Below are 16,198 nucleotides of genomic sequence, written 5' to 3' on the forward strand. Positions count from 1 at the left end.
CCCAGGGTGTACAGGTGTGTACATGTACAGCAAGCGGGAGCAGCTGGTCGGCGACCTCAGCGACCTGATCCGCTCCGGGCGGCTCGCCCACGGTGACCGGCTGCCCGGTGAGAACCAGCTCGCCCTCCAGTACCAGGTCAGCCGCGGGACCGTGCGCAGCGCGCTCTCCGAACTGCAGCAGCTCGAGCTCATCTCCACCCAGGCCGGCGTCGGCTCGTTCGTCACGTTCGACGGCGTCCAGCTCGACCAGCGGCTCGGCTGGGCCCGCGCACTCGCCGACGCCGGGGCGCCCGTCACCACCGAACTCCTCGGCATCGAGGCCGTCGAAGACGAGGCCCTCGAAGAGGAGTTCGGCGACCACAACTACATCGCGGTACGGCGGTTGCGGCGGGAGCACGGGCGCGGCATCTCCCTCGAGACGGCGACCGTGCCCGCGATCGGGCCGCTCGCCGAACTCCCCGAAACCGGCCTGCGGGACGACTCCCTGACCAAGACGCTCGAAGCCGCCGGGCGGGTCTCGGTCGGCGGGGACCAGTGGATCAGCACCGAACGGCTCGACGCCTGCGCCGCCGAACTCCTCGGCCGCGCGATCGGCGAACTCTTCCTCCGCGCCGAGCGCACCTCGGTCGACGTCGAGGGCCAGCTCGTCGAACGCGTCGTCAGCCTCCTGGACCCGGACCGCTTCCAGTTCCACCTCACCTTCGGACACCGGTGAACGCGCGGGACCGGGCGCTCGGCGCGTTCACCGGGCTCGCCGTCGGCGACGCACTGGGGATGCCGACGCAGTCCATGTCCCGCGCCGCCATCGCCGCCGCCTACGGGCCGGTCACCGGGCTGCTCACCGCCGTCGCCGAGCAGCCGATCGCGCCGTCCATGCCCGCCGGCTCGGTCACCGACGACACCGAGCAGGCCATCCTGCTGGCCCGGCTGCTCATCGACGGCCGCGGCACCGTCGAGCCGCGCGTCTTCGCCGACGCCCTGCTGATCTGGGAGGCGGACATGGTCCGCCGCGGCTCCGCGGACCTGCTCGGCCCGTCGACGAAACGCGCGCTCTCCCGCCTCCAGGACGGCGTCCCCGCCGACGAGGCCGGGCGCACCGGAACCACCAACGGTGCCGCCATGCGCGTCACCCCGGTCGGCATCGCGACGCCGTCGGAGGACCTGCACGCCCTGGTCGACGCCGTGGTCGCGACCGCGCGCGTCACCCACAACACCAGCCTCGGCATCGCCGCCGCGGCGGCGGTCGCGGCCGTCGTCTCCGCCGGGGTCGACGGCGCGAGCCTGACCGACGCACTCGACGCGGGTGAACGCGCGGCCGTCGTCGGCGGCGAACGCGGATACTGGGCGGCGGGCGGCGAAATCGCCGCCCGGATCGGCTGGGCGCGCGGCTGGGTGCGGGGCATGGCCCACGACGCCGTCGCCGACGCGGTCGGCACGGTGATCGGGACGTCGGTCGCGTCGCAGGAGTCCGTCGTGGCCGCGTTCGCGCTGGCCGAAGCCATGGGTGACGACCCGGCGGCGGCGCTGCGCCTGGCCGCGGGCCTCGGCGGTGACACCGACACGGTCGCCGCGATCTGCGGCGCGATGCTCGGCGCCGCGCACGGCGTCGATGCCATCCCGGCGGACCTCGCCGAGACCGTGCTCAGCGTGAACCACCTCGACCTCGGCCCGTTGGTGGACGAACTTCTCAAGCTGAGACGGCGTTCGCGGTGACCGGGCGGCTGGTGCACACCGGGCAGGTCGTGATCGACCTGGTCATGACGGTGCCCGCGCTGCCGCCGCCGGGCGGGGACGTCATGGCGTCTTCGACGAACCTGCTGCCGGGCGGCGGTTTCAACGTGATGTCCGCGGCCGCGCGGTCCGGCGCCGACGTGCTGTACGCGGGCAGCCACGGCACCGGTGCCTTCGGCGACCTCGCTCGCGAAGCCCTGTCACGCGAAGGCATCGCGGTGGCCCATGCACCGACGCCGGGCCTGGACACCGGTGTGGTCGTCACGCTGGTCGACGCGACCGGTGAACGCACCTTCGCGACCGGGACGGGCGCCGAAGGACGGCTGCGTGCCGAGCTACTCGATCAAGTCGTCCCAAAGTATGACGACGTTGTGTACGTGACCGGATACAGTCTGTTGCACGAGACCAATCGCACGGCTCTCCTCGAGTGGCTACCCCGCCGGCCCGGCTCGAGGATCCTGTTCGACCCCGGCCCGCTCGTGGCCGAAATAGACCCTGGAGGCTTATACGAAGTACTGTCCACTGTAGACATCTTGAGCTGCAACGCGCGCGAAGCCGACGTGCTCGGCGAGCTGCCGCCGGTTGCAGTCGTCCGCGACGGCGCGAAGGGCTGCCGGGTCCACGAAGACGGCCGGACGACCGACGTACCGGGCTTCTCGGTCGACGCCGTCGACACGAACGGCGCGGGCGACACGCACTGCGGCGTACTGGCCGCGGAGCTGTTGCGCGGAAGTACCCTCCTCGACGCTGCCCGGCGCGCCAACGCGGCGGCGGCGCTTTCGGTGACCCGCCGGGGTCCGGCGACCGCGCCGGACCGGGCGGCGATCGACCGCCTACTGACCAGGGACGGGCCATGACCGCGACCGAACGCAAGCTCAAGGTGGAGACCAACGGCCTCGACGTGATCGACGACGCCGAGCGCCGCGGCAGCCCGCGCGGGCTGTTCTGGCCGTGGTTCGGCGCGAACGTCTCGGTGCTCGGGCTGAGCTACGGCTCGTTCACCCTCGCGTTCGGCATCTCGTTCTGGCAGGCGCTGGTCGCCGGCGTGGTCGGGATCCTGTTCTCGTTCCTGCTGTGCGGGTTCGTCGCCATCGCGGGCAAACGCGGGTCCGCGCCGACGATGCTGCTCTCGCGCGCGGCCTTCGGCGTCCGCGGGAACCGGCTGCCGTCGGCGATCTCGTGGATCCTCACCGTGGGCTGGGAAACCGTGCTCACGGCGCTGGCGACGCTCGCCACGGGCACCGTGGTCCAGCGGCTCGGCTGGGGCGACGGGACGACGGCGAGGGTGATCGCGCTGGTCGTGGTCGCGGCGCTGATCGTCGGGGCGGGCGTGCTCGGCTTCGACGCGATCATGAAGCTGCAGACGTGGATCACCTGGATCACCGGTGTGCTCACGGTCGTCTATGTGATCCTCGTCGTGGGCGACATCCACTGGGACGCGGTCAGTGCGCTGCCATCCGGCTCGGCGCAGCAGTGGGTGGGCGCGCTGGTGTTCCTGATGACCGGGTTCGGCCTCGGCTGGGTCAACGCGGCCGCGGACTACTCGCGCTACCTGCCGCGCTCGTCGTCCGGGCGCGGGGTGATCGGCTGGACGACGTTCGGCGCGTCGGTCGCCCCGCTGGTGCTGCTGGTGTTCGGGCTGCTGCTGGCCGGGTCGTCGGAGGAGCTGAGCAAGGCGATCGGCCTCGACCCGATCGGCGCGCTGACGACGTTGCTGCCGCTGTGGTTCCTGGTGCCGTTCGCGATCGTCGCGGTGCTGGGCCTGGTCGGCGGGGCGGTGCTGGACATCTACTCGTCCGGGCTGGCGCTGCTCTCGGCCGGGCTGCGGATCCCGCGGCCGATCGCGGCACTGGTCGACGGCGTGCTGATGGTGCTCGGCACGGTCTACATCGTCTTCTTCAGCGACGGTTTCCTCGGGCAGTTCCAGGGTTTCCTGGTCACGCTGGGCGTCCCGGTCGCGGCCTGGTGCGGCGTGATGCTGGCGGACGTCCTGCTGCGCCGCCGGGACTACGCCGAGCGGGAGCTGTTCGACCGGGCGGGTCGCTACGGTGACGTCCGGGTCGGCCCGATCGCGCTGATCGTGGTCGCGACGGCCCTCGGCTGGGGCCTGGTGACGAACACGTCCGCGGGCTGGCTGAACTGGCAGGGTTACCTGCTGGAGCCGCTCGGGCTCGGCGGCCGCGACGGCTCGTGGGCGTTCGCGAACCTCGGCGTGCTGCTGGCACTGGCGCTCGGGTTCCTCGTCACCCTGGCGACACGCTCCCGGATCCGCGCCCAGGAGGCCGCGTGAAACCGGTCCTGGCGGTCATCGACCTGCAGAACGTCTTCGGCGACCCGGCGAGCGAGTGGTTCACGCCGCGCTTCGCCGAGGTGGTGCCCCCGATCCAGCGCCTGGTGAAAGCGTTCGGCGACGACGTCGTGTTCACGCGGTTCATCGCGCCCACCCAGCCGGAGGGCGCGTGGAAGCAGTACTACGCGCAGTGGCCGTTCGCGTTGCAACCGCCGGAATCGCCGTTGTACCAAGTGATCTCCGACTTCCAGCCAGCGTCCACAGTGGACGCGACGACCTTCGGAAAGTGGACGTCGGAAATGGCCGCCCGGGTGGGCGAGGCACCTCTGATGCTGGCGGGGGTGTCGACGGACTGCTGCGTGCTGTCGACGGCGTTGGCCGCGGCGGACGCGGGCGTGGCGGTCACGGTGGTGGCGGACGCATGCGCCGGCGTCGACGACGAGAGCCACGCGAAGACGCTCGACATCCTGCGCCTGTACGGGCCGCTGGTGAAGGTGGCCACGGCGGAGGAGGTGCTCGGCTAGGCTCGATCCGGTGAGCCTCGAAGCGTCGGCGATCGCGTTGACCACGGCCGTCGTGAAGGCGGCCGCGAAGGTGTGGCTGGGCGACCGGGTCATCGCCGCCGACGCCACCGCCAAGGTCTTCGACCTGCTCGAGAAGCAGGTCACCGGGCTCAACGACCGCCGCAAGCTGCGGCTGCTGTTCACCAATCTCGAGTCCCGGGTGGCCGACCGCCTGCTGCCGTTCCTCGACGTCGAGTTCCGCGCGTTGCCGGACCACGAGCGGGCGGCGGCGGTGGACGCGGCGCGCGAGACGTTCGACCGCGCCGCGCTGACCGAGGACGACCTGTTCGCCTCCGACCTCGACGCCGCGTTCCTGTACCGCTCCTTGCTCCGGACCGTCCCCGGTGTACCGCGCGAGTTCCTGCTTTCGGCCGACGCCGTCGAGCTGTACCAGCGGGTCCTGCGGGAATGCTGCGCGTACCTGGTGCAGGTCACGAGCACCCTGCCCCGCTTCCAGCCCGGCGCGCTCGTCGAGATCCTCCAGCGGGAGACTGAGATCCTCGAGACGGTCCGGAGCGTGCTGGCCGCGCTGCCCGAACGCCGGCACCCGGACGACTTCGCCGCCGACTTCCGACGTCAGGTCGTGACGGCGCTGGACCGGATGGCGCTGTTCGGCGCCGGCTTGGCCGACGCGACCCGGCTGTACCCGTTGTCGGTCGCCTACCTGAGCCTCAGCGTCGCCACCGAGCACGGCGGTGCGGCGGGCGACCGGATCGAGCACGTGCTGCCGCACTCGTCGCGGATCCTGCTGCGCGGCGAGGCGGGTTCGGGGAAGACGACGCTGCTTCAGTGGCTGGCCGTCCAGTGCGCGAGCCGGCAGCTGCGGGACGTCGACGGCTGGGCCGACCTCGAGCCGTTCCTGGTGCGGCTGCGGCGGTTTAGCCGGTCACCGTTGCCGGCTCCGGAGCAGTTCCTCGACGAGGTCGGCCGCCACATCGCCGACGAGATGCCGCGCGGGTGGGTGCAGAACCGCCTGCGGCGCGGCCAAGCCGTGCTGCTCGTCGACGGCCTCGACGAGCTGCCGGACGACCGCCGCCGCGAGGTGCGGGAGTGGCTGCGCGAACTCGTCGTCGCGTTCCCGCGAGCGCGGTACGTCGTCACCACGCGCCCGGCCGCGGTGGCCCCGGATTGGCTGAGGGGCGAGGGTTTCACCGAGGTCCGGCTCCAGCCGATGACACCCCGCGACGTCCGGACGTTCGTCACGCGCTGGCACGCGGCGATGCCCGGCGAGCCCCTCGACGACCGGCGCGACGCCTTGGTCGCCGCCATCGGCGCGCGCGGCGCGTTGCGGCGGCTCGCCGAGAACCCGTTGCTGTGCGCGCTGCTCTGTGCGTTGCACCACGAGGGCAACGGACGGCTGCCGGACAACCGGATGGAGCTGTACGAAGTCGCGCTGCGCATGCTGCTCGACAGCCGCGACGTCGAGCGGCGGATCGAGTCGCCCGTCCGGCTTTCGCTGACCGAGAAGCTGGTTCTGGTGCGGCACATAGCCTATTGGCTGGTGCGCAACGGCCACACGGACACGTCGGTGGCGGACGCCCAGGCCCGGATCACGGCGAAGCTACGTTCGATGGGCCAGATCGACGTCACGCCGAAGACGGTGTTCCGCCACCTCCTCGACCGCGGCGGCGTCCTCCGCGAGCCGGTACCGGGCCGGATCGACTTCGTGCACCGGACGTTCCAGGAGTACCTGGCGGCCCAGGCGGCCGTCGAAGAGGACGACATCGGGATCCTCATCGCCAACGCCCACCTGGACGAGTGGCGCGAGGTAGTGGTGCTGGCGGCCGGGCATGCCCATCCCCGGCAACGCGAACGCCTGCTGGACGGCGTGCTCACCTGGGACGCGGACGAGGCGCAACGCCTGAAGCTCGACCTCGTGGCGTTGGCTTGCCTGGAGACGTCACCGGAGCTGAACGAGCGGCTGCGCAACGAGATCGAGGACCGGGCGAGCACGCTGATCCCGCCGTCGAACCACCAGCAGGTGGAAGAGCTGGCCGGTGCCGGAGAGTTCGTGCTGGACCTCCTCGCCGACTGCGACCCGGAGCCGGGCGAGGTGCCTCTCCTGCTGCGCACGGCCGCGTTGATCGGCGGCCCGGGAGCCATCGCCCTGCTCGCCCGGTACAGCGGCCGCGAAGAGCTGGCTGTCGCCGAGGAACTGATCGAGGCCTGGCCCAGGTTCGACTACACGGAATACGCGGAGCGTGTGCTCGCCGGGTCCCCACTGCGGGGCGGGTCTCTCAGCGTGCACGAACCGACGATGCTCGCGAGCCTGAAGCACCTGCGTCACCTCACCTGGCTGCGGTGCCGGTTCGAAGACGGCTACGGGCGCCTGGATTTCGTCCACGACCTGCCCAAGCTCGAAATGCTCGAAATCGCCGACCCGGCCGGCTACGACCTTCCGGCTTTGGCGGGCAGCTCGTTGACCGGACTGGCACTGATCGGCCGGCCCCAGCCGGAAGCAGTCGACCTCGCCCCACTCACCGACGTGCGCGGGTTGACATCGATCGAAGCCAAGCTGCCCTCCCGAGGCTGGGCGGCGCTGGCCAGCCTGCCCCAGCTGGAGCACCTGCAGCTGAGCCGGATCGACGATCCGTCCCGGCTTGCCGAACTCGCGCCGTTGAGCGGGCTGCGGTCCTTGGCGCTCAGCAACGTCTTCGACCTCACGGACCTAATACCGCTGGGGTTCCTCACCGCGCCGGTGTCCCTGAGTTTCCAGGGCTGCCCGGACCTCAGGGACCTGGCTCTGCTCCACCGGTTTCCTGAGCTGCGGTATCTGCGGCTGATCACCTGTCCGCAAGTCGATCCGGCACCGATCGCCACCCTGACCGAACTCCGGCTCCTCGAGCTGATGGACATCAGACCGTCCGACCTGTCGTTGCTCTCCGGACTGCAGCACCTGGAGGAGCTGCGGTTGCGCGAGGTGAAGTCCGTACCCGATCTGACACCGCTCGCCGCCCTCGATGGACTCAAGGTACTGACGGTGGACGGAACGGGTGAGCTGGATCTGCGCCCGCTCGCTGAACGCGCCGACCTCCAGATCGTGGTGGGCAAGCAGATCCGACCGATCGGTGCCGACCTGTTGGGACCGGGGAGCACGGTCGAACCGGCGACCGTCCCACGCCGTTGGCCTGGTGTTCCCCGGCGGCCAGTAGATTCAGGGTTGTGATCGACCACATCAGCGTCACCACCGAAGCCGGTTCCTTCGACGGGATTGCCGCCGGGCCCGAGGACGGGCGGCCGGTCATGCTGTTGCACGGTTTTCCCGAAGCCGCCGTCGAGTGGGAGCACCAGGTGGCCACGCTCGGGGTGCTCGGTTTCCGGGCCGTCGCGCCGGATCAGCGGGGGTACTCGCCCGGGGTGCGGCCCGAGCCGGCCGCCGACTACCGGATCGATCATCTCGTCGGGGATGTCATCGCCATTGCCGACCAGCTCGGGTGGCAGCAGTTCGACCTCGTGGGGCACGACTGGGGTGGCGCCGTTGCCTGGTGGACCGCCGACGCGCATCCCGAACGGCTGCGCAGCCTCGCCGTCGTGTCGACGCCGCATCCGGCCGCGCTCTCCGCGGCCATGAAGAGCGACGAGGACCAGTACCTCCGGACGCAGTACATGACGGAGTGGCGGCAGACGCGCGTCACCGAGCGGCGGATGCTGGAGAATGACGGCCGCGCGCTGCGGGAGATGTTCGAGCGGCGGGTCTCACCGAGCAAGGTCGACGAGTACATCCAGCGGCTGTCCGAGCCGGGCGCGCTCACCGCCGCCCTCAACTGGTACCGCGCGGGACGGCCCGGTGGGAAGATCGGCAAGATCGACCTGCCGACGCTCTACGTCTGGAGCACCGAGGACGTCTCGTTCGGCTCGACCGCCGCACTCGACACCGGCAACTGGGTCACCGGGCCCTACCGCTTCGAGATGCTCGAAGACGTCACGCACTGGGCGCCCGAGGAGGCGCCGGAGGCCGTGACGACGCTGCTCGTCGAGCACCTCAACGCGCGGTAGCGGCCGATCACCCTGCCGTGAGCCGCGCGGCCACCCGCCTTGCGGTACGGGACGCCCGTGGCCGTCGTGTCTACTGGGCCGGTGGATACCGCGACCGAAACCGAGACCGAGCGCGTCGTCTTCGTCACCGAGGACGGTGTGCCCACCGGCGAGACCGGGCCCAAGCTGGCCAGCCACCACGAGCACACCCGCCTGCACCTGGCGTTCTCCTGCTACGTCCTGCGCCGCAGCGACCAGGCCCTGCTGATCACCCAGCGCGCGCACGAGAAGAAGGTCTGGCCGGGGGTCTGGACCAACAGCGTCTGCGGGCACCCGGCGCCCGGCGAGTCCCTCGAGGACGCCGTCCGCCGCCGGGCCGCCTACGAGCTCGGGCTGCCGACGCTGTCCGGGCTGCACTGCGTGCTGCCGAAGTACCGGTACCGGACGCCGCCGTTCGAGGGGATCGTCGAGAACGAGTTCTGCCCGGTGTTCGCCGCCTGGACCGACACCGAGCCCGCACCGAACCCGGCCGAGGTCGGCGGCTGGCGCTGGATCCCCTGGGGTGACTACACGGAGTTGCTGAACGACAAAACGGCTAATGTGAGTTACTGGGCCAAGGACCAGTACGCCCAGCTCAAGGGCATCGAGCCGTTCTCCAGCCTCTGAACACCCGACTCCGCTGAGTCACCGAAGACCTCCCGTTTGAGCGAAATTCACTTTCGTCCGTACCCACACCTCAAGCGCGGCCACCTCTACGACGACAACCAATGCGTGGTGGAGGTGGGCATGGTCGCCGAGGACGAAGCCGCGCTGCGCCGGGCACGCGGCCCGCAGCCGCCGGACCTGCTCCGCCTCCACGAGACCGTCGCGAGCCTGTTCGCGACCCAGGGCGACTGGCGCCGCGCCTACCAGCACCTGCGCTCCGCACTGGACATCGCCCGCGACGGCAGCCTGCGTGACGCGCTGACGTCCAGCTACAACCGCCGCTACCTCGACGAGCGCCTGTACGGACCGCTCACCGGCCACCAGACCGCCCGGCCGCGGCCCCCGCTGGCGATCGCGTTGATCGATCTCGACCGCTTCAAGCGCGTCAACGACACGTACGGTCACCTCGTCGGCGACCGCGTTCTCCGCCGGGTGGCGGACCTCCTGCAGGAGGAGCTGCCCGAAGACGGCTTCTGCGCCCGGTACGGCGGCGAGGAGTTCGTCCTGTGGCTGCCCGGCGTCGACGTCGGGGACGCCGTCCGCATCGTCGACGCCGCCCGGCTGCGCGTCGCCCGTCACCCCTGGTCAGAACTCCAGCCAGGACTCTGCGTGACCATCAGCGCCGGGCTCGCGCACGATTCCGCGGCCGAGCCGGACGCGGACGCGACCCCCGAGCGGCAGCTGCGCTGCGCCGACACCCTGCTCTACGCCGCGAAACGGGCCGGGCGGAACAAAGTCGCCTATCACGACGCGCAAACGACTCGGTTAATAACCCACTCAGAGTAACGTAAACTCTGCATTACCCCCGATTGCGCACAACCGCGTTCACCCGTTAGTCGACGCCAGGCGGCCGTTCGTCGACTCAAGGTGAAGAAAATTCCGGGAGGGTGTCGTCACGAACGGGGGGTATCCGTACGATAACGAAAACCTCCGGGAGAACGATCACCTCTCGCGGGGGAAGACGGCCGAGTCGACGGCCCGCCCCCGATCGCGCGAAAGGAGACCGAGTGCCGGACGAGCACGACAGCCCGGGAACCGGTCGCCGCGTGGATGGTCCCGCGCGACCCCGAAGCGGCAGACGCAGGTCCATGGAGGACCACGGCGGGATCAGCGTTTCGGACGTCGTCGCGAAGACCACCGGTGTCCGCCCCGTCCCGCCGCGCGACCAGCCGGACCGCGTTGACCAGCCGGGACACCGCGGGCGCACGGCCGAACCGCCCCTGGCCGCGCAGCCGCCCCGCCGCGCGCCGCGGCCGGCGCAGCCGCCCTCCGACAACCCAGTACCCACGGACGCCACTCGTCAACCGCGTCCCCCGCGGCCGCGTCAGCCCCGCCGCACGACCGCCGCCGCCCCGCAGCCCGAGGCCCCGCTCCAGCGCCGCCCGCCGGCCGCGAACCCGGGCCAGCAGCAGACGTCGGCCGCGCCGCAGCCGCCCCGGCGGCCCCGCCGCCCCGCGGCCGCTCCGGACGGCGCCGTGCCGCCGCGGGCGGACGCGCCGGCCCCCCAGCGCCCCCCGGCCCCCGACGCACCGGCGGTGAAGCGGCCACCAACTACCGCTGACAGCCCGGCCGCGAAGCGCGCGGCCGCGTCGGAATCGTCGGCACCGGGACGCACCCGGCCCGCCAGCCGCCCGCAGGCCGACGGCCCGGCCGCCCAGCGCGCCGCCGCGTCCGAATCCTCGGCGCCGGGACGCGCCCGGCCCGCCGGCGACACCCGCCGTCCCCAGGCCGACGCCCCGGCACGTCCGGCGAGCGCGGTCCCGCCGCGCTCCGAGCTCGACCCGCTGACCATGACCGACGAGATGGAAGCGATCGACGAGGCGACGCAGTACCGCCGCAAGATCGACCACACCCTCGCCCGGTTCTCGGCCGCGCACGACGAGGGGAACGCCGAAGAGGCGAAGCGGCGCGAACGCCGTGAGCGCCTCTCGCCGGCCTCCCTGATCGAAAGCACGCGCACGGCCCTCCAGCGCGTGGTCACCCCGGTCGAGCCCGAGACGGACGCCGCCGAGCTGGCCGCGCAGACGCGGCTGCAGGAGAAGAAGCAGCACAAGCACGAGCGGGCGGGCCGGTTCGGGCGGATCGCCGCCGCCGTCGTCGCCGCGCTCGTCTTCCTCGGCGTCGGCGGTGCGTGGGGCGCCCAGACCTACTTCGACGCGAAGTTCACGCAGATCTCGGCCCTCGACGAGAACTCGTCCGACATCCAGGACGCCGCGGCGCAGGCCAACGACGAGAACTTCCTCATGGTCGGGTCCGACACCCGTGACGGCGCCGCGGCAGAAGAGGGCGTCGGCACCGCGGACAGCACGCCGGGCGCGCGCTCGGACACCGTGATGGTGGCGCACATCCCGGCCGACCGTAAGCGCGTCGTCGTCACGTCGTTCCCGCGCGACCTCGAGATCGACCGGCCCGACTGCCAGCGCTGGGACCCGGCGCAGAACAAGAACACCGACGAGAAGGTCCCCGGCCAGAAGATCGCGAAGCTCAACACCGCGTACGCGGTCGGCGGGCCCTCGTGCGTGACCAAGGTGATCCAGCAGCTCACCGGGCTGCGGATCAACCACTTCGTCGGCATCGACTTCAACGGCTTCAAGGAGATGGTCGACGCGGTCCACGGCGTCACCGTCCACAACGAGATCCCGATCGACGACTCCGTGCTCGGCAAGGTGCTGCTGGAGACCGGCGACGTCTCGATCTCCGGTGACCAGGCGCTGAACTTCGTCCGCGCGCGGCACGTCAAGGGTGACCCGACGTCCGACTACGGCCGGATCAAGCGGCAGCAGGAGTTCATCGGCGCGCTGCTGAAGAAGGTCATGTCGTCCGACGTCGTCCTCGACCCGGGCAAGCTCAGCGACTTCATCACGGCGTTCGCGAAGGCCACCTTCGGCGACAACCTCGGTGTCAAGCAGATGATGACGCTGGCGCAGTCGATGAAGGGCCTCGACCAGTCGAAGATCACGTTCCTCACGGTGCCGACGGTCGGCATCGCGAACAGCCGCGGCAACGAGGTCCTCGTCCGCAGCAAGACGAAGGCGCTCTTCGACGCGCTGCGCAACAACACCACGCTGCCCGACCCGAACGCCCCGGTCCCGCAGACCGAGCAGCCGGCACCCACCAGCACCTCGAAGTCGTCGTCTTCCTCGTCGTCGTCGTCGAAATCGTCGTCGTCGAAGACCACGTCCAAGACCTCGAGCAGCAAGAAGACCGGCACCACCGGCTGAGCCGCGAGGGATTGTTAGTCCGGGTTCACGTGCGGTTCACCCAGCGATGCGGTGTTCGGTCATGGTTGCCCGTAGGGTTGGGCCATGCGTGAGGCTTACCATGTCGAACTCGAACAGCTCGCCGACAACCTGGCGGCCATGTCGCTTCAGGTCGCCGACGCCATGGAGCGTGCCACACAGGCCCTTCTGGAGGTCGATCTCAGTCTCGCCGAGCAGGTGATCAGCGACGACGCGAAGGTCGACGACGCCCGCGCCCTGTGCGAGGAGCAGGCGTACGCCCTGCTCGCCCTCCAGGCTCCGGTGGCGACCGATCTGCGCACCGTGCTGGCGGCGATCCACGCCGCGGAAAGCCTGGAGCGGATGGGCGACCTGGCTCTGCACGTGGCGAAGGCCGCGCGGCGGCGGCACCCCGAACCCGTGCTGCCCGAGGCCGTGAAGCCGTACTTCGCCGAGATGGGCCAGGTCGCGGTGAAGCTGGCCCGGCAGACCGAAGTGGTCATCAAGACGAAGGACGTCGAAGCGGCGAAGACGCTCGAGTCCGACGACGACCAGGTGGACGACATCCACCGCCACCTCTTCACGGTCCTGATGGACCGCGAATGGCCCCACGGCGTCGCCGCGGCGGTCGACGTGACCCTCCTGGGCCGCTTCTACGAGCGCTACGCCGACCACGCGGTGTCGGTCGCGAAGCGCATGATCTTCGTGGTCACCGGCAAGATGCCGGGCTACGGCTCCGACGACGACATCTGAGTCCTCGTTCGACGAGGAAGCCCCCGGCTGGTGCCGGGGGCTTTTTCTTTGCGGGCCAATGGCTTTGACTCAATCCACTTCGGACAATGCAACACTATGTGGACAACAAAAAAGAAGGCCTTTCTCGCCGGCCCCGAGCACGGGCGAGAAAGGCCTTCCGCAACAACGACTACTCAGCCGAAGCGGCCGGAAATGTAATCTTCCGTGGCCTTTTCGTCCGGGTTGGAGAAGATCTTCTCCGTGTCGTTGAGCTCCACCAACCGGCCCGGCTGCCCCACGCCGGCGAGGTTGAAGAACGCCGTCTGGTCGGAAACCCGGGCCGCCTGCTGCATGTTGTGCGTGACGATGACGATCGTGTATTCCTTCTTCAGCTCACCGATCAGGTCCTCGATCGCCAGGGTCGAGATCGGGTCCAGCGCCGAGCACGGCTCGTCCATCAGCAGGACGTCCGGCTGCACCGCGATGGCGCGGGCGATGCAGAGACGCTGCTGCTGACCGCCGGAGAGGCCGCCGCCCGGCTTGTTCAGGCGGTCCTTGACCTCGTTCCACAGGTTCGCGCCGCGCAGGGCGCGCTCGGCGATTTCGTCGAGCGTCTTCTTTCCCTTGGTGCCGCCCAGCTTCAGGCCCGCGACGACGTTGTCCTTGATGGACATCGTCGGGAACGGGTTGGGGCGCTGGAACACCATGCCGATCGTGCGGCGCACCTGGACCGGGTCGACGGCCGAGGCGTAGATGTTCTCGCCGTCCAGCAGGACGTCGCCCTCGACGCGGGCGCCGGGGATGACCTCGTGCATGCGGTTCAGCGTGCGCAGCACCGTCGACTTGCCACAGCCCGAGGGGCCGATGAACGCGGTGACGTTGCGCGGGGGCACGGACAGGGTGACACCGTCGACGGCGTGGAACTTGCCGTAGTAGATGTCGACGTCCTTGACGTCGATTCGCTTTGCCATGGCTTACAGCTCACTTCTTCTTCGGGGCGACAAGGCGCGCGAACACGGTGGCGAGGAGGTTGATGATCGCGATGATGAGCACCAGCGTCAGCGCCGCGCCCCAGATCCGGTCGAAGCCGACCGAGCCCGGGTCCATGGAGTTGGTGACGCGCTCGTTGTTCATCAGCAGCGGCAGCGCCGCCTGCTCGTTGTGGAAGATGTCCCAGTTCGTGTAGGCGGAGTAGCCGACCAGGACCAGCAACGGCGCGGTCTCGCCCATGACCCGGGCGAGCGCCATCATGATGCCGCCGATGATGCCGGACAGCGCCGTCGGCAGGACGATCTTCACGATCGTCTTCCACTTCGGCACACCCAGCGCGTAGGACGCCTCGCGCAGGTCGTCCGGGACGATCCGCAGCATCTCCTCCGACGAGCGGACGACCACCGGGATCATCAGCAGCACCAGGGCCAGCGACACGGCGAAACCGCTGCGCGGCAGGCCGAACGTGGTGATCCAGAGCGCGTAGATGAACAGCGCGGCGACGATCGAGGGGACGCCGGAGAGGATGTCGACCATGAACGTCGTCACCTTCGCGAGCCGGCCGCGGCCGTACTCGACGAGGTAGATCGCGACGAGCATGCCGATCGGCACCGCGATGATCGCGCAGACCAGGCCCTGCAGCAGGCTGCCGATGATCGCGTGCAGCACACCGCCGCCGACCTCGTCGGACAGGTAGTTGCCCAGGTCCTGCGTCCACCAGTTGGAGTACGGGATGCGCTTGATGCCGTTCGCGACGACCGTGTACAGCACCCACACCAGGGGGACGACGGCGATCAGGAACGACAGCCAGACCAGCGTCGTCGCGAGGCCGTTCTTGACCTTGCGAGCCAGGCTGACCTGCTGGAACGCGGGGGTCGTGGCAGGGGCGTCGAGCGTGGTGGTCATGCTCAGTCTCCCTTCTTGCCGATGACGGACCGGGCCGCGAAGTTGACGAGGAACGTGAGCACGAACAGCACGAGGCCGGCCGCGATGTACGCGCCGGCGGAGACCTCGTTGTTGAACTCGCTGTAGTTGGCCGCGATCTTGGAGGCGAACGTGGAACCGCCGTCGAAGAGGCTCCAGTCGAAGTTGCGGCCCTGCGGGATGAGCAGGATGACGGCCAGCGCGATCGTCTCACCGAGCGCCCGGCCGAGGCCGAGCATCGACGCGCCGACGTAGCCGGCCTTGCCGAACGGGAGCACCGTGGTGCGGATGACCTCCCAGCGCGTGGCGCCGAGGGCGAGCGCGCCCTCGATGTGCGGGGTCGGCGTCCGCTCGAACACCTCGCGCGAGAGCGACGTGATGATCGGCAGGATCATCACGGCCAGCACGATGCCGGCGGTGAAGATCGTGCCGCGCACGCTCGGCGCGACGTTGCCCGGCGCCAGCAGTGGGAACCACGAGAACGTGTCGTTGATCCACTGCGAGAACGGCTCGATCGCCGGGGCGAAGACCAGGATGCCCCAGAGGCCGAAGATGATCGACGGCACCGCGGCGAGCAGGTCGATGACGTAGGCGAACGGCCGCGCGAGCCGCTTCGGCGCGTACTGCGTCAGGAACAGCGCGATGCCCAGCGAGACCGGCATCGCGATGATCAGCGCCACGAGCGACGTCGCCACCGTGACCTCGAGGAGGTCGAGGATGCCGAACGACATGTTCGTGGGGTCGTTGGTCGACCAGCCGTGGTTGAAGAGGAAGTTGGCCTTGTCGGCCCGCAGCGCCGGGATCGCCTGGATGAGCAGGAAGAGCCCGATCAGGCCGATCAGGGCGACGACGAAGATCCCGGCCCCGGTGGTCAGGTTCTGGAAGATGCGGTCACCGGGCCGCACCTTCTTCGGCTTCTCGCTCGCGGGCGGCTCGGGCGCCGCCGTCGAGGTGGGTTGCTCCGAAATCGGATCCTCCGGGGGCGTGGTGGCGGACGACGAACGCCCACCGGGGTCGCCGGTGGGCGTTCGCGTCGAGGATGACTCGCTCATCAGCTACTTCTGACCAGC

At 70.2% G+C, this 16,198-nt stretch carries 14 protein-coding genes; 11 read left to right on the forward strand and 3 right to left on the reverse strand.

Annotation, left to right across the window (positions count from 1 at the left end; genetic code table 11):
• Positions 1 to 22 precede the first annotated feature (22 nt).
• From VA596_RS07885 to phoU, 11 genes are all read left to right on the forward strand, one after another.
• Entirely contained in the window at positions 23 to 715 is a 693-nt protein-coding gene (locus VA596_RS07885) for a GntR family transcriptional regulator (protein ID WP_323324652.1), read from the forward strand.
• Entirely contained in the window at positions 712 to 1,713 is a 1,002-nt protein-coding gene (locus tag VA596_RS07890) for an ADP-ribosylglycohydrolase family protein (protein WP_323324653.1), read from the forward strand. The genes VA596_RS07885 and VA596_RS07890 overlap by 4 nt, the downstream gene beginning before the upstream one ends.
• Positions 1,710 to 2,588, forward strand: a complete 879-nt coding sequence (locus VA596_RS07895) for a PfkB family carbohydrate kinase (RefSeq protein ID WP_323324654.1) — start codon at positions 1,710 to 1,712, stop codon at positions 2,586 to 2,588. Before VA596_RS07890 ends, VA596_RS07895 begins: the two co-directional genes overlap by 4 nt.
• Positions 2,585 to 4,021 (forward strand): purine-cytosine permease family protein, encoded by a 1,437-nt coding sequence (locus tag VA596_RS07900; protein ID WP_323324655.1) that lies wholly within the window; start codon positions 2,585 to 2,587, stop codon positions 4,019 to 4,021. The genes VA596_RS07895 and VA596_RS07900 overlap by 4 nt, the downstream gene beginning before the upstream one ends.
• A complete protein-coding gene (locus VA596_RS07905; RefSeq protein WP_323324656.1) occupies positions 4,018 to 4,545 on the forward strand; it encodes a cysteine hydrolase family protein in 528 nt (175 codons plus the stop codon). Before VA596_RS07900 ends, VA596_RS07905 begins: the two co-directional genes overlap by 4 nt.
• 10 nt (positions 4,546 to 4,555) lie before the next feature.
• Positions 4,556 to 7,750, forward strand: a complete 3,195-nt coding sequence (locus VA596_RS07910; RefSeq protein ID WP_323324657.1) for an NACHT domain-containing protein — start codon at positions 4,556 to 4,558, stop codon at positions 7,748 to 7,750.
• Entirely contained in the window at positions 7,747 to 8,580 is an 834-nt protein-coding gene (locus VA596_RS07915; RefSeq protein ID WP_323324658.1) for an alpha/beta fold hydrolase, read from the forward strand. Before VA596_RS07910 ends, VA596_RS07915 begins: the two co-directional genes overlap by 4 nt.
• Positions 8,581 to 8,661: 81 nt before the next feature.
• Entirely contained in the window at positions 8,662 to 9,225 is a 564-nt protein-coding gene (gene idi, locus VA596_RS07920) for an isopentenyl-diphosphate Delta-isomerase (RefSeq protein ID WP_323324659.1), read from the forward strand.
• 120 nt (positions 9,226 to 9,345) lie between these two features.
• Positions 9,346 to 10,050, forward strand: coding sequence for a GGDEF domain-containing protein (locus VA596_RS07925; protein WP_323324660.1), 705 nt, complete (start codon positions 9,346 to 9,348; stop codon positions 10,048 to 10,050).
• A gap of 302 nt (positions 10,051 to 10,352) precedes the next feature.
• On the forward strand, positions 10,353 to 12,485 hold the full coding sequence (locus VA596_RS07930; RefSeq protein ID WP_323324661.1) for an LCP family protein: 2,133 nt from the start codon (positions 10,353 to 10,355) through the stop codon (positions 12,483 to 12,485).
• Positions 12,486 to 12,569: 84 nt separating this feature from the next.
• Positions 12,570 to 13,235 carry a phosphate signaling complex protein PhoU gene (gene phoU / locus VA596_RS07935; RefSeq protein ID WP_323324662.1) on the forward strand — a complete coding sequence of 222 codons (666 nt, stop codon included), beginning with the start codon at positions 12,570 to 12,572 and terminating at the stop codon, positions 13,233 to 13,235.
• A 173-nt stretch (positions 13,236 to 13,408) separates the two neighbouring features.
• Here phoU and pstB read toward each other — a convergent pair whose 3' ends face one another.
• The 3 genes from pstB to pstC are packed head-to-tail and all read right to left on the reverse strand — an operon-like array spanning position 13,409 to position 16,033.
• Positions 13,409 to 14,185, reverse strand: coding sequence for a phosphate ABC transporter ATP-binding protein PstB (pstB, locus tag VA596_RS07940; protein WP_323324663.1), 777 nt, complete (start codon positions 14,183 to 14,185; stop codon positions 13,409 to 13,411).
• 10 nt (positions 14,186 to 14,195) lie between these two features.
• Positions 14,196 to 15,110 carry a phosphate ABC transporter permease PstA gene (pstA, locus tag VA596_RS07945; RefSeq protein WP_323324664.1) on the reverse strand — a complete coding sequence of 305 codons (915 nt, stop codon included), beginning with the start codon at positions 15,108 to 15,110 and terminating at the stop codon, positions 14,196 to 14,198.
• A 2-nt stretch (positions 15,111 to 15,112) separates the two neighbouring features.
• Positions 15,113 to 16,033, reverse strand: a complete 921-nt coding sequence (gene pstC / locus VA596_RS07950) for a phosphate ABC transporter permease subunit PstC (RefSeq protein ID WP_323325709.1) — start codon at positions 16,031 to 16,033, stop codon at positions 15,113 to 15,115.
• Positions 16,034 to 16,198 lie beyond the last annotated feature (165 nt).

Origin of the sequence: Amycolatopsis heterodermiae (assembly GCF_034929455.1) — a bacterium.
Taxonomy (GTDB): Bacteria; Actinomycetota; Actinomycetes; order Mycobacteriales; family Pseudonocardiaceae; genus Amycolatopsis; species Amycolatopsis heterodermiae.

Excerpts from the sequence above, each read along its gene's own strand:
- phoU (WP_323324662.1), top strand. The coding sequence starts at position 12,570 with ATGCGTGAGGCTTACCATGTCGAACTCGAACAGCTCGCCGACAACCTG.
- VA596_RS07885 (WP_323324652.1), top strand. The coding sequence starts at position 23 with ATGTACAGCAAGCGGGAGCAGCTGGTCGGCGACCTCAGCGACCTGATC.
- pstA (WP_323324664.1), bottom strand. The coding sequence starts at position 15,110 with ATGACCACCACGCTCGACGCCCCTGCCACGACCCCCGCGTTCCAGCAG.
- pstB (WP_323324663.1), bottom strand. The coding sequence starts at position 14,185 with ATGGCAAAGCGAATCGACGTCAAGGACGTCGACATCTACTACGGCAAG.
- VA596_RS07925 (WP_323324660.1), top strand. The coding sequence starts at position 9,346 with ATGGTCGCCGAGGACGAAGCCGCGCTGCGCCGGGCACGCGGCCCGCAG.
- VA596_RS07930 (WP_323324661.1), top strand. The coding sequence starts at position 10,353 with ATGGAGGACCACGGCGGGATCAGCGTTTCGGACGTCGTCGCGAAGACC.
- VA596_RS07900 (WP_323324655.1), top strand. The coding sequence starts at position 2,585 with ATGACCGCGACCGAACGCAAGCTCAAGGTGGAGACCAACGGCCTCGAC.